Genomic DNA, 22,016 nt, shown 5'->3' on the forward strand with positions numbered 1-22,016 from the left:
CATGTGACTGAGTGAACGGCTGCTCTGATAGGCAAGATGCGCAGAGCAGTCGCCGCTATTCTACAACACTCAGGACAAGGCCAACTGGTTGCGGGTCTGATCGCGGCGTGCCAGAGATCGGTATCTTTGGGGATTGTCTATATGAGCGACCATCCGGGCCTCGCGCCTCTGTCTGATCCTCCATCTCTTGAAGAACTTGAGACCGAGGATGAGCGGATTGAAGCGATGATATCTTGGTTCTTCAATAATTTCGAGGACCCAGCCCAAGAAACCCCATATGATGGCGGCGAAGGTGGCTATCAGTTCATCTGGGGCGGGCCATTCGATGCAGGCGAGTATCTTTTTGACTATTTCCCAGATGCCGACGACGACGAGCGTCAGTCGGCTATAGAGCAGATCGAAGCGGACGGTGTCGATTGGGCACCGGCCGGTCACCGCATTCTGCCTCCCGAAGAGGATTACATTGAGGAAGAACGGCTGTCGCTCGAGGATCGGCTAGATAATCTCGGTTCACAGTTGGATACACTTCAAACTCATGTGCAGCAGCTAATCCAGTTGCAAGTTTCAACATCAGGTTCCGCCCCGGCTGGGATCGGGCACAATAATCCGCCCGTCGATGAGGGCGACTGCATCAATCTAGACGAGGTGCAAGAAAGCATCGATCAGGTGCGGGCACAGCTTGGAAAGGCGGATCGGGCGCAAGGTGCTGACGCTGAGGTCATCACTAGGGCTGAGGGCCGCTTCCAAAAATTCCGCCAGTGGATAATGAAGGCTGCTAAGGGTGCGACAGCAGCACTAGTTCTCGGCATCATCGGCGGTGCTGGAAAAGTGATCGGCGAAAAGGGCCTTCAATATATCGTCGATCATCAGTCTGAAATTCAAAAATCCCTGAATTTTATTATTTCAACTCTCAACCTATGGGTGGGTAATTTCAGTTTATAGTATGAATTTCGAAAGTTGAGTTCGGCCATGTGGTGGTATCCGAAAGTACGGCTATTGACCGTGCCCTAGCGACATCCCCCACTCTCCCCAACGCCCGCCACCCCAGGCAAGGATCAATGCCGTTCCGGGCATTGTTGGCGGCCTTGCGGCTCGCTAGCCTCCTGCCGTCAAAAGCGATGTGAGGGAGAAGAGGATGTCGGCATTCAATCGGGCGATGAGCCATGGCCATGCGAGCCGGCGTGGCCGCGGCGTCCTGCTGGCCGGTCTCTCGCTTCTGCTCGCCAGCACCTCGGCCTGCACCCAGGCGGATGAGCCCGTGGCATCGGCGTCGGCGGCCTCTGCGACTGTCGCGCAGACTGGCCCGATCCGCGCCTTCGGCAATCTCACCGTGTTCGAGTTCGCGCCGCTCTTCATCGCCGCTGAATCCTATTATCCCGCTCCCGTCACCATCGGGCGCGGGAGCGTCGCCAATCTCGTCGGCGAGCCCGGAGCGACGCCGGATGATAGCAGCGCGCCCGCCGACATCGCGACCAATGCCGAGACGCAGGCGCTGCGCTATTCGCTGCGCAACCCGGACATGCGCATCGTCATGACCGTCACCGAAGGGCTATACCGCATCGTCGCGCGCAAGTCGGCCGGCATCAACTCGCTGGCCGACCTTAAGGGCAAGCGGATCGCGACCATTTCCGTCACTTCGTCTGGCTTCTTCACCCAGAAGATGCTGAAAACCGTCGGCCTCTCCAGCGACGATGTCACCATGGTCGGCATGAAACTGCCCGACATGCCGCAGGCACTGGCAGACCGAAAGGTCGATGCCGTGGCGATCTGGGAGCCGGAAGTCGAGCGCGCCGCGCAGGCGATTGGCGATGATGCCATCGAGTTCAGCGGCAAGGGCGTCTATCGCGAGCTGTTCAATCTCAACACAACCGCGGGCGCGCTGGCCAATCCGCAGATGCGGCGGAACATCGTCGTTATGGTCCGCGCGATCATCGATGCCACGCAGGAGGTCCGCCGCGATCCCACACGGGCGCAGGAGCTGGTGGCGCAGAACAGCGGCTATCCGCTGGAGCTGGTCAAGCAGAGCTGGTCCCACCACAATTGGCTGGCGGACTGGACCGGCGACCTGCTGGACGTGCTCGAAGAAGAGGAAGCCTGGCTCGCCAAGCAGGACAAGCGCACGCCGCGCACCCGCGCGCAACTCGCGACGCTGATCGACACGAGCGTGCTAGAGGAAGCCAAGGCGCTGCCGCCGCTGCCCAAGCGGAAGTGACGTAACGCGGACCCTAGCCCTCAGCGCGACCGCTTCAGCCGCACGATCGTCTCATCCAGCGCCGAAAGAAAGCGTGAACGGTCCGCCTTGCTGAATGGCGCGGGGCCGCCGATGATGTCGCCGCCGGCGCGCAGATCGGCCATGATGGCGCGGGTCGCGATGGCGCTGCCGATGGACGCGGTGGTGAAGGGCTTGCCGGTCGGGGCGATCACGCTCGCGCCGGCTTTCAGGCAGCGGTCAGCGAGCAGAATGTCCGCGGTGATGCAGATCGTCGTCGGGCTGGCCTGCTCGGCGATCCAGTCATCGGCCGCATCGAAGGCGTCGGACACGACCACCCGCTCGACCAGCGGATGATCGGGGATGCGGATGCGCTGGTTGCTGACGATTTTGACCGGCGTCTCATGCCGAAACGCCACCCGGTAGATTTCTTCCTTCACCGGGCAGGCATCTGCATCGACGAGGATTGCGATCATCTATCCTTGCCGGGCTTCTTGTGCGCGAAGGGCTTGGCGCCACCCTTCCACTTGTTCGGGCCCTTCTTCTTGCCGGCGCCATGGGGGCCGGGCTGGGCCTGATCCGGGCGGCCCCCATGCGGTCCGCGCGCGGCGGGTGCGCGATAGGGCTTGGGCGCATGGACGGGGCGGGCATTGTCGCGGCGATTGCGACGCGCTTCCTCGCGGGGCTTGCCGTCGGTCGGCTGGATGTCGACCTCGTCATCCTCGCTGGCGGTGCGGCGCACGGCATCGAGGAAGCGCGCAGCGACGCCGCCCGCGACCTCGAACAAGGTTTCCTGCGCCGCGATGCGGATCGCGCCGATCTCTGTGCGGCTGATGTGGCCGCGCCGGCAGAGCAGCGGCAGGATCCAGCGCGGATCGGCATTCTGATTGCGGCCGACATTCAGGCGGAACCAGGCGCTCTGCTCGAAACCGGGGCGGGGTCCGCGCGGTTCGGCGGGGGCATCGCTGCCCAGTAGATCTTCAGGCTCGGGCAGGCGCGCGCGATAGGCATGGGCCAGCATCGCGGCGACATCTTCCGGGCTGCGCTCGGCCAGCAACTGGCGGCCCAGCTCATGATCCTGCTCGCTGAGTTCGACAGGGGCGCGCAGCGTATCGAGCAGGCGCTGCGTGTCGGCGCGACGAATGTCCTCGGCAGAGGGCGGCGAAATCCAGTCGGCCTGGATGCGCGCTCCGCGCAGCATCGATTCCACCCGGCGGCGGCGCGGATAGGGCACGATGAGCACGGCGGTGCCCTTCTTGCCCGCGCGCCCGGTGCGGCCGGAGCGGTGCTGCAGCGTCTCGGCATCGCGCGGAATCTCGACATGGACGACGAGACTCAGCGTCGGCAGGTCGATCCCGCGTGCGGCCACGTCGGTCGCCACGCACACGCGCGCGCGGCGGTCGCGCAGGGATTGCAGCGCCTGATTGCGCTCGTTCTGGCTATGCTCGCCGGAAAGGGCAACGACCGCGAAACCGCGCTCGACCAGCCCGGCATGGAGGTGGCGCACATTGTCGCGCGTGGCGCAGAACAGCATCGCCGTCTCAGCTTCGTGGAAGCGCAGCAGGTTCACCACGGCATGTTCGATGTCGGCCGGCGCCACAGCCATCGCCTGATAGCTGATGTCGCCATGGCCGCGCTCCTGCGTCACCGTTGAGATGCGCAGCGCGTCGCGCTGATAACGCCGGGCAAGCGCCACGATGGGGGCCGGCATGGTCGCGGAGAAGAGCAGGGTGCGGCGCTCCTGCGGCGTGCCGTCGAGAATTTCTTCCAGATCCTCGCGGAAGCCCATGTCGAGCATCTCGTCGGCTTCGTCGAGCACCACGGCGCGTAGGGTGGAGAGGTTGAGGGCGCCGCGTTCCAGATGGTCGCGCAGGCGGCCGGGTGTGCCGACCACGATCTGCGCGCCATGCGAGAGCGCGCGGCGTTCCTTGCTCGCATCCATGCCGCCGACGCAGGTGGCGATGCGCGCGCCGGCCTTGCCATAGAGCCAGATCAGCTCGCGGCTGACCTGCAGCGCCAGTTCACGGGTCGGCGCGATGATCAGCGCCTGGGGCAGGCCGGGCGGCGCCATGCGTTCGCCATCTTCCAGCAGGTCGGTGGCAATGGCGAGGCCGAACGCCACGGTCTTTCCCGATCCGGTCTGCGCCGAGACGATAAGGTCGCGGCCATGCGCCTGCGCCTCCAGAACTTCGGCCTGAACGGGCGTGGGGTCGGCATAGCCGCGCTCGGCAAGGGCATTGGCGAGAAGAGGGGGGAGTGTGGAAAAGGGCATGTATCTCGCTAATCAAAAAAGAGTGGAGCGGTGGACCATCCTCGCCGCAAAGCCTGTTTCAAAGGCCTCATCTGCGCGCGTCATCCTGTTTGGTGGTCCGCCTTATGCGCCCCCCATACAGATATGGAGGGCATCTGGCTTGCAAAGTTTTGCGTGGCCGGGCCGATGGCCCCTGCGGGCCGGGCTGAGGGCTAGATTTCCTCGCGGTCGAGCTTGCGGATGAAGCCGATGATGCCGGTCTGCCGGTGGCGCTTGAGCCGTTCGGCCTGCAGGATCGTAAGCACCTTGGCGAAACAGGCTTCGGCATCGTCATTGACGAGCACATAATCATAGCCGTCCCAGTGCGCGATTTCGCTGTGCGCGCGCGCCATGCGTCGCTCGATCACGTCGTTGCTGTCGGTGCCGCGCCCACGCAGCCGCGCTTCCAGCTCGATCATCGAGGGGGGCAGGATGAACACGCGGACCACATCGCCGCCGGCCAGCTGGTGGAGCTGCTGCGCGCCCTGCCAGTCGATATCGAACAGCACGTCGTGCCCGGCTTCCAGCATCCCTTCCACCGGCGCGCGCGGCGTGCCGTAGCGATGATCGAACACATGCGCCCATTCGAGGAACTGGTTGTCCGTCACCATGGCGCGGAACCGCTCGAGATCGACGAAATGATAGTCCTTGCCGTCGACTTCGCCGGGCCGCATCGGCCGGGTGGTGGCGGAGACGGACATGGTCAGGCCCGGGTCATGCGCCAGCAGCTTGCGCGAGATGGTGGATTTGCCGGCCCCGGAAGGGGAGGACAGCACGAAAAGCATCCCCCGGCGCTTGAAGGATGCGGGCTGGGCAAGTGGATCGGCGGAAACGGGATCGGTCATGTCGGCCATGCTTGCTCCTGCCGTGAGTCTGCCGCCACGTCAATTGGCGGACTGAGACTTGGGCGGAGGAATCGCCTCCGCGCGGCCAGTCTGGAGGGATTTTTGTGCAGATCGGTCGTCTTCCAGCGGCTTCGTTAAGCGCCCGTAAAGCCAGCGGTTGCTATGGGTTATGTCATTGGAGGATGACATGATTATGCGGATTCTCCGCACCGAGCGCGGAGCGAAGGCTTTGGAACTTGGGCTGGTAACCAGCCTCACCGGTATCGCGGCATTGATTGCCGTGGCTTCACTCGGTTTGGGCTGACGGGCCTTCCGCCCTTTTAGTCCAATGTCATCTGGCGCTTTCTTTTTACCACCTCTCCACCATTTGCAGCGACGTTGAACCTACAAATGTGAGGAGTGCCCCATGCCGCGCCAGACATCACCTGCTGTTGACCGTGACCTGACGCCCTTTGATCGGCTGCGCGCAAATGAGCGGGGCGCGACGGCAGTGGAATATGGGCTGATCGCGGCGCTGGTGTCGCTGGCCTGCGTCATGGCGTTCCTGTCACTTGGCATCAATCTCTCCGAGCTCTTCTTCGGCATCAGCAACAGCCTGTCCGGCCGGTAAGGCGCGAGAAGCGGCAGCCTGCCAGATATTTTCCACCTTCGCGCGACGAGCAATTGCGTGGCGCGAGAATGCGCTTAGGCTGTCCCCAATCATAAGCAGGAGAGCGTGCCCATGTTCGTCAAGTTCACCAGCCCGGACCGCGCCCCCGTCGCCGTCAATGCGACGCAGATTTCGTTCATCTCCAATGTCGGCGAGGGCACGCGTATTCGCTTTGGCGAAGGCCGTAGCGTGACGGTCGTCGAGCCGCTCGATGAAGTGATCGACCGGCTGAACCGGACCAACCAGCTGCCCGAAAGCTAGGCGGCCCGCGCGCCGAGACTTCAGCTGCCCGCGTTGAGATTGATCGGGGGAGCAAGCGGATTGGTCTCATCCGGGTTGGCTTGGCTTACACCGGTACCGCTCGCTTCGCCCGATAATGCGGCCGCGATCATCGCTTCCCAAATCTCTTCATTGCCTGCGCTGGCCATTGCGGCGTCCGGCTCGCGCATCGTGCGGAGCACCGCGCGTGCGTCCTCAACGCAATCTTCCCATTCCAGGTCCACAGACCGGCTGGCGCTCGGCTCGGTGCCATCGGCATTCTCGCTCAGCCGCAGTCCGGCGAGCACGCGCGCAATGCGCTCTATCAGGGGCGTATGGGAAATGGGCATGGGGGCATCCTCCAGCATGGTCTCGCACAGGGGGCACGCCGCCGCCGCGGACGTGACGGGTCCACAACAGCGATGTGCCACTTCCATCTCGCTTGGGAGCTGGCCCTGATGAGACGCTTGTGCGGCCCGAAGGTTGCCGGACGCTCCTTCGAATGGGCGCCGTTTGCTGCTGGCAGGATTAGGGGCTGCGCCTTAACGCAGTTTCGCGATCGTCAGCCCGTCCGCCTTGGCGCGGTCCTTCACCGATTCCTCGCTGCGGGTGAGCGCTTTGGCGATGGCTTTCAGCGCCATGCCTTTCTTCGCCAGCGTGTGCAGCTTTTCGATCTCGGCGGCGGTCCACGGCTGGCGATGCCGCTCGAAGCGTCCGCCTGCGTCAGTCTTGGCCATCAGGCTGCACTCCTTTGCGATGGGCGGCCCGGTGCCGCGCTCACCGCTTCTTCACGAACTCGGCGCGCAGCACCAGCCCCTTGATGCCCTCATAGCGGCAGTCGATTTCCTGCGGGTCACCGGTGAGGCGGATCGACTTGATCAGCGTCCCGCGCTTGAGCGTCGGCCCCGCGCCCTTCACCGTCAGATCCTTGATCAGCGTGACCTGATCGCCATCGGCCAGCAGATTGCCGACCGCGTCGCGCACTTCTACCGCATCGGCTGCGCCCTGCTTAGCGGCCAGTTCGGAAGCCGGCAGCCACTCGCCGCTGGCTTCATCGAACACATAATCCTCGTCGCTAGTCTGCTCGCTCAACTGTCGTCCCCCATTTTGAGCGCGGCGATGAAGGCTTCCTGCGGAATCTGCACGGAGCCATATTCGCGCATCCGCGCCTTGCCCTTCTTCTGCTTCTCCAGCAGCTTTTTCTTGCGGGTGATGTCGCCGCCATAGCATTTGGCGGTCACGTCCTTGCGCATCGCGGCGATGGTCTCGCGCGCGATCACCTTGCCGCCGATCGCCGCCTGAATGGGGATCTTGAAGAGGTGGCGGGGGATGAGGTCCTTCAGCCGCTCGCACATGTGGCGGCCGCGCTCCTCGGCGACGCCCCGATGGACGATCATGGAGAGCGCGTCGACCGGCTCGTTGTTGACCAGGATGCTCATCTTCACCAGGTCGCCCTCGCGCAGGCCAATCTGCTCATAGTCGAAGCTGGCATAGCCCCGGCTGATCGACTTCAGCCGGTCGTAGAAGTCGAACACCACTTCGTTGAGCGGCAGTTCGTAGCTCACCTGCGCGCGGCCGCCCACATAAGTGAGGCCGGTCTGGATGCCGCGCCGGTCCTGACAGAGCTTGAGGATGCTGCCCAGATATTCGTCCGGCGTGTAGATCGTCGCCTTGATCCACGGCTCGTCGATCTGCTCTATGCGGCTGGGGTCGGGATAGTCCGCCGGATTGTGCAGCAGGATCTCGCGCGCATCCTCGGTCTTCGATTTGCGCAGCTGGATGCGATAGACGACCGAGGGCGCGGTGGTGATGAGGTCGAGGTCATATTCGCGGGTCAGCCGCTCCTGGATGATCTCGAGGTGCAGCAGGCCGAGGAACCCGGCGCGGAAGCCGAAGCCCAGCGCCGCGCTGCTCTCCATCTCGAAGGAGAAGCTGGCGTCATTGAGCCGCAGCTTGGCGATGCTCTCGCGCAGCTTCTCGAAGTCCGCCGCATCGACCGGGAAGAGGCCGCAGAACACCACCGGCTGCACTTCCTTGAAGCCGGGCAGGGGCGTGGTCGCGCCGTTCTTCACCGTGGTGATGGTGTCGCCCACGCGGGTCTGCGTGATTTCCTTGATCTGCGCGGTGATGAAGCCGATTTCGCCCGGGCCAAGCTCGGGCAGCGTCTCGATCTTGGGGCGGAAGCAGCCGACGCGGTCGACCAGATGCTCCGTGCCGCCGATCATGAACTTGATGTTCTGGCCCTTCTTGAGCACGCCATTGATGACGCGCACGAGGATGACGACGCCGAGATAGGGGTCGTACCAGCTGTCGACCAGCATCGCTTCCAGCGGCTTGTCCCGGTCGCCACTGGGGGCGGGGATTTTCTTGACGATCGCTTCCAGAATCTCGTCAATGCCGATGCCGGCCTTGGCGGAGGCGAGCACCGCCTCGCTAGCGTCGATGCCGATCACATCCTCGATTTCCGCCTTCACCTTCTCGGGCTCGGCGGCGGGCAGATCGATCTTGTTGATGACCGGCACGATCTCATGGTCATGCTCGATCGACTGGTACACATTGGCCAGCGTCTGCGCTTCCACGCCCTGCGCGGCATCCACGACCAGCAGCGCGCCTTCGCATGCTGCGAGGCTGCGCGAGACTTCATAGGCGAAGTCGACATGGCCCGGCGTGTCCATGAGGTTGAGCTCATAGGTCTTGCCGTCGCTCGCGGTGTAATCAAGGCGCACGGTCTGGGCCTTGATGGTGATGCCGCGTTCCTTCTCGATATCCATGTTATCGAGCACCTGCGCGGTCATCTCGCGATCCGAGAGTCCGCCGGTGCGCTGGATCAAGCGGTCGGCAAGGGTCGACTTGCCATGGTCGATATGCGCGATGATGGAAAAGTTACGGATGTGGGCGAGGTCAGTCATTGCGCGCCGATAGCAGGCGGAAGGGTTCCGGCAAAGCCTTCTGAAAGAGGGCTCGCCGCGACCATTTCATACAAGACATAAGAGGCGCCGCCTGTCATGCGCCGCCGCCGTGCAGTCGTTAACCTTGTGCCGGCATTTTGCTGTGATAAACAGCGGGCCTTGTGGTTCGGCAGGGGCGTCGACTGCATAATCCTTGTGGGTGAGGTAACACATGAAACTATCGATCAAACTGGCGCTGGCGCTGTCCGCGATCGGCCTGGTGGTGCAGCCGGCCATCGCGCAATCCTCGGGCCGCAAGGCGCAGGACAAGGGCACGCGCGACATCCCGCGTTGCACCAAGAATCTGGGCACCGTCGCCATCGTCGAGCCGGACACGCAGTGGTGGCGCGAGCTGAGCCTCGGCAGCCCCGAAGCGATCCTGCGCATCTTCATCCAGCAGTCCGGCTGCTTCACGCTCGTTAACCGCGGGCGCTCGATGCAGAACCGCGCGATGGAGCGCGCCCTGGCCGACCAGGGTGAGCTGCAGGCCGGCAGCAACATCGGGCGCGGTCAGGTGAAGGCGGCGGACTATTTCCTCCAGCCGGACATCGTGACCTCCAACAAGAATAGCGGCGGCAACGCTCTTGGCGGCATGCTGGGCGGCTTCCTGGGCCGTAGCACGTTCGGCGCGCTGGCCGGCGGCATCAACATCAAGAAGAGCGAAGCCAATGTGACGCTCTCCATCGTGAACGCGCGCACCACGGTCGAGGAAGCGATGACCGAGGGCTATTCGCGCAAGTCGGATCTGAGCTTCGGTGCCGGCGGCGGCGCGGGCTGGTGGGGCGGTTTTGCCGGCGCGGCTGGCGGCGGCTACCAGAACACGGATATCGGCCAGGTCATCGTGCTGGCCTATCTGGATGCCTATACCAAGCTGGTGACCCAGCTCGGCGGTCTGCCCGCCAATGCCTCGGCAGCAGCGCCCGCTGCACGCTGAACGGCATCGGTAAATCGATCTGAAAGGGCGGGCCGAATGGTCCGCCCTTTTCGTTTGGGCGCGCCTATCGCTCCACGGGCGTCGCTCTCATGCGCACGGCCCTTGCCTCGCGCGCAGCCTCGGCTAGGCTGCCCCCCGCAAGACACATTTTCTGGAGAGGCCGTTCCATGCGTCATATCGCCATCATCGGGTCTGGCCCTGCCGGCTATTATACCGCGGAAGCCTGTCAGAAGCAGTTCGGCGAGGATGTGGCGATCGACATCATCGACCGGTTGCCCGTTCCCTTCGGCCTCGTCCGCACCGGTGTCGCGCCGGATCACCAGTCCATCAAGGCCGTATCCCGCCGCTATGAAGCCGTGGCCTTGACCGACACGGTGCGCTTCGTCGGCAATCTCGTTATCGGGCGCGACGTGTCCATCCCGGAGCTTCAGGGTCTTTACGATGCCGTGATCCTCGCCACCGGCGCGCCGTCGGATCGCCCGCTGGGCGTGCCCGGCGACGATCTGCCCGGCGTCATCGGCAGCGCGGCTTTCGTCGGCTGGTATAATGGCCATCCCGATCATGCCGATCTCGCACCGCGCATCGACGAGCGCGATGTGGTCATCATCGGCAATGGCAATGTCGCGCTGGATTGCGCCCGCATCCTCGCCAAGACCGCGCGCGAGCTTGAGGAGAGCGATGTCGTCGCTCATGCCTATGACATTCTCAAGAAAGCGCAGCCCCGCTCGATCACCATCTTGGGTCGGCGCGGCCCGGCGCAGATCGCGATGACGCCCAAGGAACTGGGCGAGCTCGGCCGGCTGGAGCGCGCCTCCGTCCATGTCGACCCCGCCGACCTGCCACCGACCTCGGTCGATGAGGCGCTGGAGCCGGGGCAGCGCAAATCGCTGGCGCTGCTCCGCCAGTTCGCCGAGCCATCGCCCGAGAAGGTGGTGGCGATCCGGTTCGATTTCTTCGTCGTCTCTGAGCGTGTAGAAGGGGAGGGACGCGTCGAGCGGCTGGTGCTGGAGCGGACCCGGCTCGATGCCCAGCAGCAGAGCATCGGCACCGGCGAGCGCGTGACCATGCCCGCCGATCTCATCATCAGCTGCATCGGCTATCGCACGCCGCCCATTCCCGACGTGCCTTATGACGAGGCGCGCGGCCGCTTCGCCAATGAGGAGGGCCGCATTCGCCCGGGCCTCTATTGCGTCGGCTGGGCGCGGCGGGGGCCGAGCGGCACCATCGGCACCAACAAGCCCGACGGCTTCCTGATCGCCGAAGCCATCGCCGCCGACCAGCCCGCCGCGGCCGGCAAGCAGGGCCGGGCTGGTCTGGACGCGCTGATCGCCGAGCGCGATCTGGAGATCGTCACCTTCCGCGACTGGCAGAAGATCGACGAAGCCGAAATCGCCCAGGCCCGCTTGGGCGCCCCGCGCGAGAAGTTCGTGCGGATCGCGGATATGGTGAAGGCGGGGCGGGGGTAGGGGGGCGCTCTCCGGACGCCGCTTCTTTGATCCCTGATTATACGTGCCCGCACCGGTCTCACCGTTGCGGCGACTCGGCTCGCGCAGACGTCGCGCCGCGGCACTTCGATTTGATCCTGCGGTCGCCGCCTGCTTTGGGTCGTGATCGTTCCCTTCTCGTGAAACCCCAATAAAACCGCCCTTTGAAGGTTGATCCACGCAGGCGCCGTACATTTGAGCCTCTGTCAAAAAATCGTCACGACCCTCTTTACATAAGTAAGCACGCTCTGCATACATACCAACGCCGAACGGGGAGGGCTCAACAGGATAAACATCGCTCACGCTGCGCGTGGGCTCGAGGCGGTAACCGATGTGAGCTCTGGCCTGCGGGCATGACAGGTTTATCTGGAGGAAGCCCACAATGTTGTTTGCACGCAAGCCCGAGGCATCTTTGACGATGTCCCACAAAGCGTTTCTCGCCCTTCTTCTGGCCTCGACGAGCGCGCCGCTGATGGCTGCCGATGCCGCAGACACGGCCGAAGGTGGCGACATCATCGTCACCGCCCAGCATCGTGAGCAGCGCGTCACCGAAGTGCCGATCAGCCTCAGCGTCGTGTCCGGTGCGCAGGCCGCTGAATCCGGCGCGTCGAGCACGCTCGATCTCGCCCGCTTGGTGCCCGGCCTTTCTATCGGCCAGAACTCGGGCGACGGCGACTTCCCGTTCATCTCGCTGCGCGGCGTCGCCATGCGCGACTTTGCCGACACCAATGAGAGTCCGTCCGCCGTCTATGTGAACGAGTTCTACAAGGCGAACCTGATGGGTCTCGATTCCCAGATGTTCGACATCAGCCGCATCGAGGTGCTGCGCGGTCCGCAGGGCACGCTTTATGGCCGCAACGCGACCGGCGGCCTTATCCACTTCATTGCCGCCGCGCCGACCGAGCAGCTCGAGGGGCATGTGTCCGTCACCTTCGCCGAGCGCAATCGCGTTCAGGCCGAGGCTGCGATCAGCGGCCGGCTGTTCGGCAATCTGCTGGGCCGCGTCAGCGTCTTCCGCCACCGCTATGATGGCTACATCAAGAACAATTTCCCCGGCGGGGAAGACGGCAACGCGCTCAACGCCAGCGCCATTCGCGGGCAGTTGTCGAACCAGTTCGCGGACAATCTGAGCGCCGAACTGTTCGTTCAATATTACAAGAACGACAATGAAGCGGGTAACATGTTCACCCACATTGCCGTGACGCAAGACCCGGTGACGGGCCTCTCCACTCGCAATCCGGGCGGCGTCGACTCCTTCGGCTATGGCGACAGCAAGCCGCTGGAGACGAACACCAACTTTGACGCCTATATGCGCTCCGAGCAGTTCACCGCGATCGGCAAGATCAAGGCGGACCTCGGCTTTGCCGAGCTGACCTCGATCACCGGCTTTGAGAAGGGCAAGAAGGACGCGGCGTTCGACAGCGACTCCACGCCCGGCGCACGCTCGACCGAAGTCCACCCGCGCGCCGAGCAGTTCTCGCAGGAGCTGCGCCTGGCGGGCGTGAACGGGCCGCTCACCTGGGTCACCGGCCTCTATTATTTCGATTATAATGTGAACGGCTATCAGCGCCGCACCACCTCGGCCGCCGCCGGTCCGCGCCGTCCGGTTTATTATGATCTGGACAGCGAGAGCTGGGCGATCTTCGGCAATGTCGACTATGCGCTGACCTCGACCCTCACGGCGACGGGCGGGGTGCGCTACACCGAGGAAGACAAGGAATATGACCTCAACAACACGGACACCGGCCCGGTGTTCAACACCACCACGGTGGGCGATCTCGCCAAGCGCAACGATGACAGCACGAGCTTCACGGCGCGGCTGAGCTGGGCGCCGCAGCGCGGGCAGCTCTTCTATGCGGGTGTGGCGCGCTCGTTCAAGGCCGGCACCTTCAACGTCGGCTACACGTCGCTTCCGCTCTCGGCCATCTCGGTCCGCCCGGAACGGCTGACCAGTTACGAAGCCGGCGCCAAGTTCGCCACCTACGACAATCGCTACAGCATCAGCGGCGCGGTGTTCCATTACCAGTATAAGGACAGCCAGGCCTACCAGTTCGATGGCGTGTCGCTCTCCTCGACCACATTCAACCGCGATGCCGAGATCACCGGTGCCGAAGCCGAGTTCGCGGCAGAGCCGGTGCAGAATCTGCGCCTGCGTGGATCGCTGACCTATCTGGATGCCAAGCTGCTCGACGTGCAGCTGCCCGGCCTCGCCAATAACGGCCCGGTGGTCGATCGGCGGATGCCGCTGGCCCCCAAATGGTCGTGGAACCTGACGGCCAATTATCGCGTGCCGAACGTGCTTGGCGGCACGCTCGGTCTGCAGGGCGACATCGCCTATAAGGGCGTGCAGTATTTCGACGCCTTCAACAGTCCCAGCCAGCGTGAGGCAGCCTACGCCTTGTCAAACGTCCGCCTCTCCTGGACCGATGCAAGCGACTCGCTGACCCTCGCTGTCTTTGCCGAGAATGTGACGGACAAGCGCTATCGCACCGCCGCGTTCGACCTCGCATTCCTCGGCATGGCGACCGAAGTCTGGGGCCGTCCGCGCTGGATTGGCGGCAGCATTTCCTATCGCTTCGGCAGCTAGAGCCTCGGGTCGCATCCGATCGCTCAATCGCCGTGGTGTCAGTTCAAGCCGACACCACGGCGATTTACTTTTGGGGCAAGACGCCCGCACATGGGGCGGGCCAAAACACCGGCAAGGGAACCAAGGCATGAGGATCGTCCGAGCATCGCGCAGCCGCTGGGTCTGTATCGCGGCCGCCTGCGCGGTCCTGTCCCCGATGCCGGCCATGGCCGAGCAGACGGCTCCCGACAAGCCCAGCGTCATCTACACCGGCAAGATGGAGGCGCGCGGCACGACGCGCGCGCAATATCAGCGCCTGATCCTCGATCTCGCCCATGTTTGGGCGGATTGCGATGCGGACCTCATGCGCCGCATTCTGACGGACGATGTCGATTTCTCCTATCCCGGCCGCCGCCTGATCGGCCGCGATGCCGCGCTCGCTGACCTCGAGGGCTTCTGCAAGGTCGCGACGGACCGCAGCATCTACTTCCCCGCCGACGCCTTCTATATCGATGTGCGCAATGGTCGCGTGGCGGCGGAAGTCCAGTTCCGCGTGACCCAGAATGGTGAGAAGCAGGTCGTCAACGACGTGTGGATCGCCACGGTGCGCAAGGGGCGCATCGCGATCATCAAGGAGTATCTGGATGGGCGGGTGCGGCTCCTTCAGGCCGAGGGCAAGCTCACTTATGGAGAGGACGCGCCGTTCCTCACGCCTTGGCCGCCCCGCGTGGAGCAGCCGCCAAAGCCTTGAGGGTCACCCTGACGCTCGACCCCTGATGCCAGGGCCCGAGCTTCAGGCGTTTTCCGACACCGGCGCGCAATCTGCCACGCTGGAGACAGCCACGCCGGCTGCTTCCAGCCGCGCCGCGATCTGGAAGATCTTGGCCTCGGCCCACGGCGCGGCGATGATCTGGACGCCGACTGGCATGGGGCCGCTGGTCATCACCGGCGCGGTCAGCACGGGCAGGCCGATATAACTGATCGGCTGGGTGTAGATGCCCACATGCGCGCGGGCGAGCATCTCCTTGCCGCCCAGATTGAGGGTCTGCTGGCCTAGCTTGAGCGCGGCGCAGGGCGTGGCAGGCGCGAGCAGGACGTCATAGTGCGCGAAGGCCCGGCGCGCCGCCTCGCGGAATCGGTAGCGGAAGCGCTGGGCCTGCACGACGAGGGTGGAAGGGAGCAGCGCGCCGGCGAACAGGCGATCGCGCGTCGCCGGATCGAACTGGTCCGGGCGCTGGCGCAGGGCATCGATGTGCAGATTGCCGCCCTCGGCCGCCGTGATGACGAAGGCCGCATAGCGAGCGATCTCGGCTTCATCGAGCTCGACATAGCGATCCGCATTCAGGGCGTCGGCAACCTTGTCCACGGCTTCCAGCGCGACATCCTCGGCATTGCCCCGGAACCAGCCGCCCAGAACGCCGACGCGGAACGCATCGGTGTCTTCGCCAAGTCGCTCCAGAACCGGTTCGGGCGCGGCCGTCGAGCAGACGGGGTCGCGTGGGTCCGGCCCTTGCAGCGCGTCATAGGCCAGCGCGAGATCGGCCACGCTGCGGGTCATCGGGCCGATATGATCGAGGCTGGACACGAACGGGAAGGTGCCCGCACGCGACAGGCGACCATAAGTCGGCTTGAGCCCGAACAGGCCGCAGAAGGAGGCGGGCACGCGGATGGACCCGTTGGTGTCCGATCCCATGCCGATATGCGCAAGGCCCGCTGCGACCGCTGCCGCAGCGCCACCCGATGAGCCCCCGGCGAGCCGCCCGAGATCATGCGGATTACGGGTCGGGCCGAAGAAATCATTCTCGGTCGTAAAGCCGTAGGCGAATTCATCCATGTTGGTCGACGCGACGATGATCGCGCCGGCCTCGCGCAGTAGCCTTACGGCGGTTGCGTCTTCGCTGGCGGGCGGGGCCTCGCGGCGCATCTTGGCGCCGGCCAGCGTCACCTCGCCGGCGATGTCGAACAGGTTTTTCACCACCACCGGCACGCCCGCCATGGGGCCGCCGGGCTCGCCGCGTGCAATCGCGGCATCGAGCGCCGCTGCCGCAGCCAGGGCCGACTCGGAAAAGACGGCCGTGCAGCTGTTGATCAGCGGATCGAGCCGTTCGATCCGCGCCAGCATGTCGCGCACCACATCGGATGCGCTGAACGTCCCGGCATTCACTCCGGCGGCGATCTGCGCCGCGCCCATTGCTGCAAAATCGGTCATGGCCGGAACACCGGCGCGGCTTCCAGCGCGGGATCAAGCTCGAGGGCGAGCAACGGGGCACTCTGGACGAGGATGAGGTGAAGATTGTTAATGACGCCCTCGCGATATTCGGCCGGCACCGGCAAGCCGATGATTTCCGGCGCGGCCGCCACATAAACGGCCACTCCGTCCCGATCGCTGATCTGGTTTTGCTTTTGCGTATTCGTCATTTGATCCTTGTCCGGACGACCGGCGGGCTGAAATCTTTGGAAATCAGATGTTTCCTGGTGCCGGTCGGCGCCGGCAGAATCTTTTATGCATAATTTGCTCACTTAGGCAATTGTGCAGTTGCTGCATCGCGATTAGCCTTTGGGTTAAGACAGGCGCGGCGCTGCCCCGCGCCGGACCGGAATGCTGGATCGAAAATGATGATGGATACGCGCCCCCCTGAACTGCTCTCCATGACGACGCGTGACGGCGTTCGGCTGGATGCGGACGTGTATCGGCCCGCGCCGGCGGGAGACTATCCCGTGCTGCTGATGCGCCAGCCTTATGGGCGGCGGATCGCGACGACGGTCTGCTTCGCGCATCCGGCCTGGTATGCGGCGCAGGGCTATATCGTCGTGATTCAGGATGTGCGGGGCCGAGGGACATCTGAGGGCACCTTCGCACTGTTCGAGCAGGAGGCCGCGGACGGCGAGGATGCGATCAACTGGGCTGCGGGACTGCCTGGATCGACCGGCGCGGTCGGCATGTACGGCTTCTCCTATCAGGGCGTGACCCAGCTCCTCGCTGCGGCGACGCTGCCGCCTGCGCTCCGGGCGATCGCCCCGACGATGGTCGGCTGGGATTTGCGGCAGGACTGGGCGTATGAGAACGATGCCTTCTGCCTCGCCGCCAATATTGGCTGGGCAGTGCAGCTTGCGGCGCAGAACGCCAAGCACGCCGGGGATGCCGACGCCTTTGCCGATCTGGCGCAGGCCGCACGGGCGCTGGCCTTGGGGCACGGCAATCATGCGCGGCCCGACATTCTGCACCGCCATGCGCGCCATGTGCCATTCTATCGTGACTGGCTCGACCGGGATTTTGCGGACCCCTATTGGGCGCGGATTTCCCCGTCCGCCCATGCGGATCGCCTGACCCAGAGCGGGCCGCCGGCGCTGTTCGTGACGGGATGGTACGACACCCATCTTCCCGGCACCGTGGCGGCCTATCGGGCCTATGAGCAAGCGGGACGTGCAGATGCCGCGCTGGTCGTGGGGCCGTGGACGCATTTCCCCTGGGGGCGCCGGCTTGGCGGCAAGGACTTTGGCGAGGCGGCCATCGGAGAGATCGACCAGTTGCAACGGGCGTGGTTCGACCAGCACCTCAAGGGGGAGGGGGAGGCGATTGCGCCCTCCCGCGCCGTGCGACTGTTCGACATGGGGCGCAATGCCTGGCGGGATTTTCCCGCATGGCCCGGCGGGCAGCAATGCTGGCAGATCGGCAGCGGCGGTCGCGCGGCGCTGGACGAGCGCGACGGCGTTCTGGCGCCGGATTGCGAGACGCAGGCACCGGCGGATTATCTGGTGCACGATCCCTGGCGGGCCGTTCCGACCACCGGCGGGGCCTTCGGTGCCGTGCCGGGGCCGGTTGACCGCACGGATGTGGACGCCCGGCCGGACGTGCTCACCTACACCAGTCCGCCGATGGCGGCGCCCGTGACGCTGGCGGGCGAGACGGTCGCTGCGCTGGAGGTGACAGCGGACTGCCCGAGTTTCGATCTGAGCTGCATCCTCACCATCGTCGATCAAACCAGGCGCAGCCATCACCTGACGGAAGGCTATGCCCATTTCGCGGTCGCATCCGACGGCTCTGCCACTGTGCGCTTGCGCCCGACATGCGCGACAATACCCGCCGGGGCTCGTCTGCGGCTGGCGGTTTCGGCGGCGTCTTTCCCCGCCTATCCCATCAATCCCGGAACCGGCACGCGACCGGTGGATGCCGGCGTGGAGGAAGCGGGCGTGATTACGCTGCGTCTGAACCTGGCCGAAAGCCGGCTGGTGTTGCCGGTGCTGGAGGAAGTGCCATGACGCCTCAGGATTTGCTTCCGCACGATCTCGCGTCGGGCGAGCCCTTCGTCCTGCGCGGCGTGCATGTGCCCGCCACCTTCACGGCTTTTGAGGGCGGCGCGGAGATCGTCACGGCGGACATCGCCATCGAGCAGGGACGGATCGCCTTTGTCGCGCCGTCGCTCGCCGAGACGCCCAGCGCGTGGCGCGACATCCGCCTGGATCGCATGATGGTCTGGCCCTGTTTCGTGGAAGCGCACACGCATCTCGACAGCACGCAGATCTGGGCGCGCTCCCCAAATCCCGATGGGACGTTCGGCTCTGCGGCCAGCGCGATCATTGCCGACCGTGAAACCCACTGGACCCCCGATGACATGCGCCGGCGCATGGATTTCGGCCTGCGCTGTGCCTATGCCCATGGTGTGCGGGCGATGCGCACGCACCTTGCATCCCAGAACGAGCAGATCGAGCAGCGATGGGAGATTTTTTCGGAGGTGCGCGCAGCCTGGGCCGGGCGGATCGAGTTGCAGGCCGTGCCGCTGATTTCCACCGATGTGCTGGCGGACGATGTCTGGTTCGCGCGGGTGCTCGATGTCGTGCGCCGTCATGGCGGGGTGCTGGGCGGCTTCGCGCATGTCTCGCCGCTGGTCGATGCCAGCCTTGAGCGGCTCTTCGATGCGGCAGACAAATACGGCCTCGCGCTGGACTTCCACGCCGACGAGACGGACGACGCGACCTCGGACATCGTGCGGCGGGTCGCAACGCTCGCCGACCGGCGGGGCGGGGGGATGCGGGTAATGGTCGGCCATTGCTGCAGTCTCGCCGTCCAGGACGAGGCAGAGGTGGACCGCACGCTGGACCTGATGGCGCGCGCCGGGCTTTCCGTGGTCAGCTTGCCGGGCTGCAACCTCTATCTGCAGGCGCGCGCTCCGGGCCGCACACCGCGTTGGCGTGGCGTCACCTTGCTGCACGAGATGGCCGCGCGCGAGATTCCCATCTGCATCGGTGGCGACAATTGCCGCGACCCCTATAATCCCTATGGCGACTTCAATCCGCTCGAATCCTTCCAGGATGCGGTGCGGATCGCGCATCTCGATCATCCGGTGGGGGACTGGCCGCGCAGCGTCACCACCACGCCCGGCGCGCTGGTCTCGCAGGCGCAGGCGATTGTCGCCGGCGCGCCTGCCGATCTCGTTCTCTACCGGGCGAAGAGCTATAATGAGCTGTTCGTGCGCCATGGCGCCGGTCGGCTCGTCATGCGCGACGGCATCTTCGTTGATCCCGCTCTTCCCGACTTTGGCGAGCTGGACTGATGCTGGATCATGCGCTCGAAATTCTGGAAACGCTGGTCGCGTTCGACACGACGTCCAGCAAATCCAATCGCGCCCTCATCGATTGGGTCGCCGCGCGGCTCGCCGAGCGAAACATCCCCTATTGGCTGGTAGAGGATGCGGATGGCGGGAAGGCCAATCTGCTCGCGCGGATCGGGCCGGATGTGCCGGGCGGGATTGTCCTGAGCGGACATAGCGATGTCGTGCCGGTCGATGGCCAGCCATGGACCAGCGATCCCTGGACGGTGACCCGCAGGGAGGGCCGGCTCTACGGGCGCGGCGTGGCGGACATGAAGGGGTTCATCGCGCTGGCGCTCGCGCTGATCGACACGCCGGCGGTGCAATCCCTGCAGCGCCCGCTGATCCTCGCGATTACCTATGATGAAGAGGTCGGCTGCCTTGGCGCGCCGCATCTGCTCGATCAAATGACGGCGTTCGTCCCGGCGCCGGCGCTGGCGATCATCGGGGAGCCGACCAGCATGAAAGTGCTCTCGGTCCACAAGGGCATGCGGGTGTTCGACGTCACGGTGACCGGGCGGGAAGCGCACAGCAGCCAGCGCGATCAGGGCGTCTCCGCGATTGCCGCCGCTGTCGAGCTGATGAGCCTGATCGGCCAGATGAATGCGCAGGCGCAGGACGCGATCCGGGCCGACGATCCATGCAGCCCGCCGGGTACGACGCTCTCGGTCGGCATCGTCAATGGCGGCACGGCGGCGAACATCCTCGCGCGCCAGTGCACCTTCCGCTGGGATCTGCGCTCGCCCAGCGAGGCCGAAGCGGACGGCTATGAAGCGCGCTTTCGGGCCGCGGCGCAGGCGCTGGATGCCCGCGTTCGCGCGCGTGCGCCGGAGGGCGGGGTTGTGATCACCCAACTGGCCAGCGCGCCGCCGCTGGAGCTGGATCGGGACAGCGCCGCTGAATCCTTCGTGCGGTCGTTGACCGGCGATAATGAGCTGAGCGGCGCGGCCTTCGTGGCGGAAGCGGGGCTTTATCAGAAGATCGGCATTCCGGCGGTGCTGTGTGGGCCAGGCTCCATCCTGCAGGCCCACCAGCCGGACGAGTGGATCGAGATCGACCAGCTGCGCGCCGGCGCGGACTTCCTGATGCGTCTGGCGGGCCGCTTGTCGAGCGAGGTCAACGGTTAACGAACCTGCCCCGGCTTATTTGCAAAACATGCTTACTTATGTAAGGGTTCTGGCCGTGCAGAGCACTCTGCGCGTCCGGCAGTCGCATCGACCCAGTCGGAAGAAGCCGATGATGTGCAGGTGGATCGTGAGACGCCGAACCCTTAACCGCTCCGGGCACGCGCCAAGGACCACCGCGCGATGACGCGGATTGTCGATGGCCACGCTGCCGCCCGGCGCCTGCGAGCGCAAACGGCGCAAGATTCGGCCCTTGCCCAAGCAAGCCTGGGTCGCGCTCCGCGTCTCGCGCTGCTCATGATGGGGGAGGCGGCGCCTGCCCGCGCATATGCCGCGCGCATCGAGGAGTTTGCCGGGCTGGCCGAGGTCGACACCATGATCGTCACTGGACCCGCCGATGGCTCATTGGCGCAGATGCAGGCGCTGGTGCGCCAGTTGAACGCCGATGAATCGATCGATGGTATTCTGCCGCTCACACCCTTCCCGTCCGGCATCGCGATGGCGGACATCGCTGCAATTCTCTCGAGCCAGAAGGACGTTGATGGCTTGACTCCGCTTAACGCCGGCCAGCTAGCGGCGGGGCTGGAGGGCCTGTTCCCCTGCACGCCACAAGCCGCGGTGCTGCTCGCGGAGGAGGTGCTGGGCGACCTGCGCGGGCTCAATGCCACCGTGGTCGGCGCCTCGGCCAGCGTCGGGCGCCCGCTCTTGCAATTGCTGCTCCAGCGCGGCGTGACCGTGACGATCGCGCATATCGACACGCGCGATCTGGTGGCAGCCTGCCAGACGGCGGACCTGTTGTTCGCCGCGGCCGGCCGGGCGGGGCTGATCGGCGCGCGCCATGTGCGGGCAGGTGCCACGGTCATCGATATCGGCATCAATCTCGTGACGCAGGCAGATGGCAGCCGGCGCATTCTGGGCGATGTCGATCTTGCCGCCGTCGACGGGGTTGCAGCCGTGATCTCGGCCGTTCCCGATGGTGTCGGCCCGCTGACGACGGCATTCCTGCTGGCGAATACCGTGCTGGCAGCGCAAAGGCGGCACGCAGGGGCTTGAGGGCCGGGCCGCGATAGGGTCAACAAGGGGCCGGCGTGGGCCGGGTCATATGAAGAGGATGGGACGTG

The 22,016-nt window shown here is 65.1% G+C and carries 21 protein-coding genes; 12 read left to right on the forward strand and 9 right to left on the reverse strand.

Annotated features, from left to right (window positions below; genetic code table 11):
- Nucleotides 1-141: 141 nt before the first annotated feature.
- Entirely contained in the window at nucleotides 142-942 is an 801-nt protein-coding gene (locus M2337_RS06430) for a hypothetical protein (RefSeq protein WP_264572144.1), read from the forward strand.
- Between the two features lie 193 nt (nucleotides 943-1,135).
- Nucleotides 1,136-2,212 carry an ABC transporter substrate-binding protein gene (locus M2337_RS06435; RefSeq protein WP_264572145.1) on the forward strand — a complete coding sequence of 359 codons (1,077 nt, stop codon included), beginning with the start codon at nucleotides 1,136-1,138 and terminating at the stop codon, nucleotides 2,210-2,212.
- 20 nt (nucleotides 2,213-2,232) lie between these two features.
- Here the strand turns inward: M2337_RS06435 and M2337_RS06440 are convergent, their stop codons facing one another.
- The 3 genes from M2337_RS06440 to gmk all read right to left on the reverse strand — a co-directional run bounded on the left by M2337_RS06440 (nucleotide 2,233) and on the right by gmk (nucleotide 5,353).
- Nucleotides 2,233-2,685 carry a YaiI/YqxD family protein gene (locus tag M2337_RS06440; RefSeq protein WP_181558809.1) on the reverse strand — a complete coding sequence of 151 codons (453 nt, stop codon included), beginning with the start codon at nucleotides 2,683-2,685 and terminating at the stop codon, nucleotides 2,233-2,235.
- Nucleotides 2,682-4,481 carry a DEAD/DEAH box helicase gene (locus M2337_RS06445; RefSeq protein WP_181558810.1) on the reverse strand — a complete coding sequence of 600 codons (1,800 nt, stop codon included), beginning with the start codon at nucleotides 4,479-4,481 and terminating at the stop codon, nucleotides 2,682-2,684. The genes M2337_RS06440 and M2337_RS06445 overlap by 4 nt, the downstream gene beginning before the upstream one ends.
- Nucleotides 4,482-4,672: 191 nt before the next feature.
- On the reverse strand, nucleotides 4,673-5,353 hold the full coding sequence (gene gmk, locus M2337_RS06450; RefSeq protein WP_181558811.1) for a guanylate kinase: 681 nt from the start codon (nucleotides 5,351-5,353) through the stop codon (nucleotides 4,673-4,675).
- A gap of 397 nt (nucleotides 5,354-5,750) precedes the next feature.
- Here gmk and M2337_RS06455 point away from each other — a divergent pair, with 397 nt between their 5' ends.
- Both M2337_RS06455 and M2337_RS06460 read left to right on the forward strand, forming a co-directional pair.
- The gene (locus tag M2337_RS06455) at nucleotides 5,751-5,954 is read left to right on the forward strand and encodes a Flp family type IVb pilin (RefSeq protein ID WP_264572146.1); all 204 of its coding nucleotides are present in this window, start codon (nucleotides 5,751-5,753) and stop codon (nucleotides 5,952-5,954) included.
- 111 nt (nucleotides 5,955-6,065) lie between these two features.
- The gene (locus tag M2337_RS06460; protein ID WP_181558812.1) at nucleotides 6,066-6,254 is read left to right on the forward strand and encodes a flagellar FlbD family protein; all 189 of its coding nucleotides are present in this window, start codon (nucleotides 6,066-6,068) and stop codon (nucleotides 6,252-6,254) included.
- 20 nt (nucleotides 6,255-6,274) lie between these two features.
- Here the strand turns inward: M2337_RS06460 and M2337_RS06465 are convergent, their stop codons facing one another.
- The 4 genes from M2337_RS06465 to lepA form a co-directional block, all read right to left on the reverse strand.
- Nucleotides 6,275-6,601, reverse strand: a complete 327-nt coding sequence (locus M2337_RS06465; RefSeq protein WP_264572147.1) for a hypothetical protein — start codon at nucleotides 6,599-6,601, stop codon at nucleotides 6,275-6,277.
- Between the two features lie 192 nt (nucleotides 6,602-6,793).
- Nucleotides 6,794-6,988 (reverse strand): hypothetical protein, encoded by a 195-nt coding sequence (locus M2337_RS06470; RefSeq protein WP_264572148.1) that lies wholly within the window; start codon nucleotides 6,986-6,988, stop codon nucleotides 6,794-6,796.
- Nucleotides 6,989-7,028: 40 nt separating this feature from the next.
- On the reverse strand, nucleotides 7,029-7,343 hold the full coding sequence (locus tag M2337_RS06475; RefSeq protein ID WP_264572149.1) for an alkylphosphonate utilization protein: 315 nt from the start codon (nucleotides 7,341-7,343) through the stop codon (nucleotides 7,029-7,031).
- Nucleotides 7,340-9,160 carry a translation elongation factor 4 gene (gene lepA, locus M2337_RS06480; RefSeq protein ID WP_264572150.1) on the reverse strand — a complete coding sequence of 607 codons (1,821 nt, stop codon included), beginning with the start codon at nucleotides 9,158-9,160 and terminating at the stop codon, nucleotides 7,340-7,342. The genes M2337_RS06475 and lepA overlap by 4 nt, the downstream gene beginning before the upstream one ends.
- Nucleotides 9,161-9,371: 211 nt before the next feature.
- Between lepA and M2337_RS06485 the strand changes: the two genes are divergently transcribed.
- The 4 genes from M2337_RS06485 to M2337_RS06500 all read left to right on the forward strand — a co-directional run bounded on the left by M2337_RS06485 (nucleotide 9,372) and on the right by M2337_RS06500 (nucleotide 14,934).
- Nucleotides 9,372-10,133 carry a CsgG/HfaB family protein gene (locus tag M2337_RS06485; RefSeq protein WP_264572151.1) on the forward strand — a complete coding sequence of 254 codons (762 nt, stop codon included), beginning with the start codon at nucleotides 9,372-9,374 and terminating at the stop codon, nucleotides 10,131-10,133.
- 167 nt (nucleotides 10,134-10,300) lie between these two features.
- On the forward strand, nucleotides 10,301-11,599 hold the full coding sequence (locus M2337_RS06490; RefSeq protein ID WP_264572152.1) for an FAD-dependent oxidoreductase: 1,299 nt from the start codon (nucleotides 10,301-10,303) through the stop codon (nucleotides 11,597-11,599).
- A 436-nt stretch (nucleotides 11,600-12,035) separates the two neighbouring features.
- Nucleotides 12,036-14,204, forward strand: coding sequence for a TonB-dependent receptor (locus tag M2337_RS06495; protein WP_264572153.1), 2,169 nt, complete (start codon nucleotides 12,036-12,038; stop codon nucleotides 14,202-14,204).
- A 127-nt stretch (nucleotides 14,205-14,331) separates the two neighbouring features.
- Entirely contained in the window at nucleotides 14,332-14,934 is a 603-nt protein-coding gene (locus M2337_RS06500; RefSeq protein WP_264572154.1) for a nuclear transport factor 2 family protein, read from the forward strand.
- Between the two features lie 42 nt (nucleotides 14,935-14,976).
- Here M2337_RS06500 and M2337_RS06505 read toward each other — a convergent pair whose 3' ends face one another.
- Both M2337_RS06505 and M2337_RS06510 read right to left on the reverse strand, forming a co-directional pair.
- Nucleotides 14,977-16,392 carry an AtzE family amidohydrolase gene (locus M2337_RS06505; protein WP_264572155.1) on the reverse strand — a complete coding sequence of 472 codons (1,416 nt, stop codon included), beginning with the start codon at nucleotides 16,390-16,392 and terminating at the stop codon, nucleotides 14,977-14,979.
- A complete protein-coding gene (locus M2337_RS06510; protein WP_264572156.1) occupies nucleotides 16,389-16,601 on the reverse strand; it encodes a DUF4089 domain-containing protein in 213 nt (70 codons plus the stop codon). Before M2337_RS06510 ends, M2337_RS06505 begins: the two co-directional genes overlap by 4 nt.
- Nucleotides 16,602-16,799: 198 nt before the next feature.
- Between M2337_RS06510 and M2337_RS06515 the strand changes: the two genes are divergently transcribed.
- The 4 genes from M2337_RS06515 (at nucleotide 16,800) to M2337_RS06530 (ending at nucleotide 21,948) form a co-directional block, all read left to right on the forward strand.
- Nucleotides 16,800-18,443 (forward strand): CocE/NonD family hydrolase, encoded by a 1,644-nt coding sequence (locus M2337_RS06515; RefSeq protein ID WP_264572157.1) that lies wholly within the window; start codon nucleotides 16,800-16,802, stop codon nucleotides 18,441-18,443.
- Nucleotides 18,440-19,735, forward strand: coding sequence for a cytosine deaminase (locus tag M2337_RS06520; RefSeq protein WP_264572158.1), 1,296 nt, complete (start codon nucleotides 18,440-18,442; stop codon nucleotides 19,733-19,735). Before M2337_RS06515 ends, M2337_RS06520 begins: the two co-directional genes overlap by 4 nt.
- Nucleotides 19,735-20,898 carry an acetylornithine deacetylase gene (gene argE / locus M2337_RS06525; RefSeq protein WP_264572159.1) on the forward strand — a complete coding sequence of 388 codons (1,164 nt, stop codon included), beginning with the start codon at nucleotides 19,735-19,737 and terminating at the stop codon, nucleotides 20,896-20,898. The genes M2337_RS06520 and argE overlap by 1 nt, the downstream gene beginning before the upstream one ends.
- Nucleotides 20,899-21,078: 180 nt before the next feature.
- A complete protein-coding gene (locus tag M2337_RS06530; RefSeq protein ID WP_264572160.1) occupies nucleotides 21,079-21,948 on the forward strand; it encodes a bifunctional 5,10-methylenetetrahydrofolate dehydrogenase/5,10-methenyltetrahydrofolate cyclohydrolase in 870 nt (289 codons plus the stop codon).
- The last annotated feature ends 68 nt before the right edge of the window (nucleotides 21,949-22,016 follow it).

The organism is Sphingobium sp. B2D3A (assembly GCF_025961795.1).
Classification (GTDB): Bacteria; Pseudomonadota; Alphaproteobacteria; order Sphingomonadales; family Sphingomonadaceae; genus Sphingobium.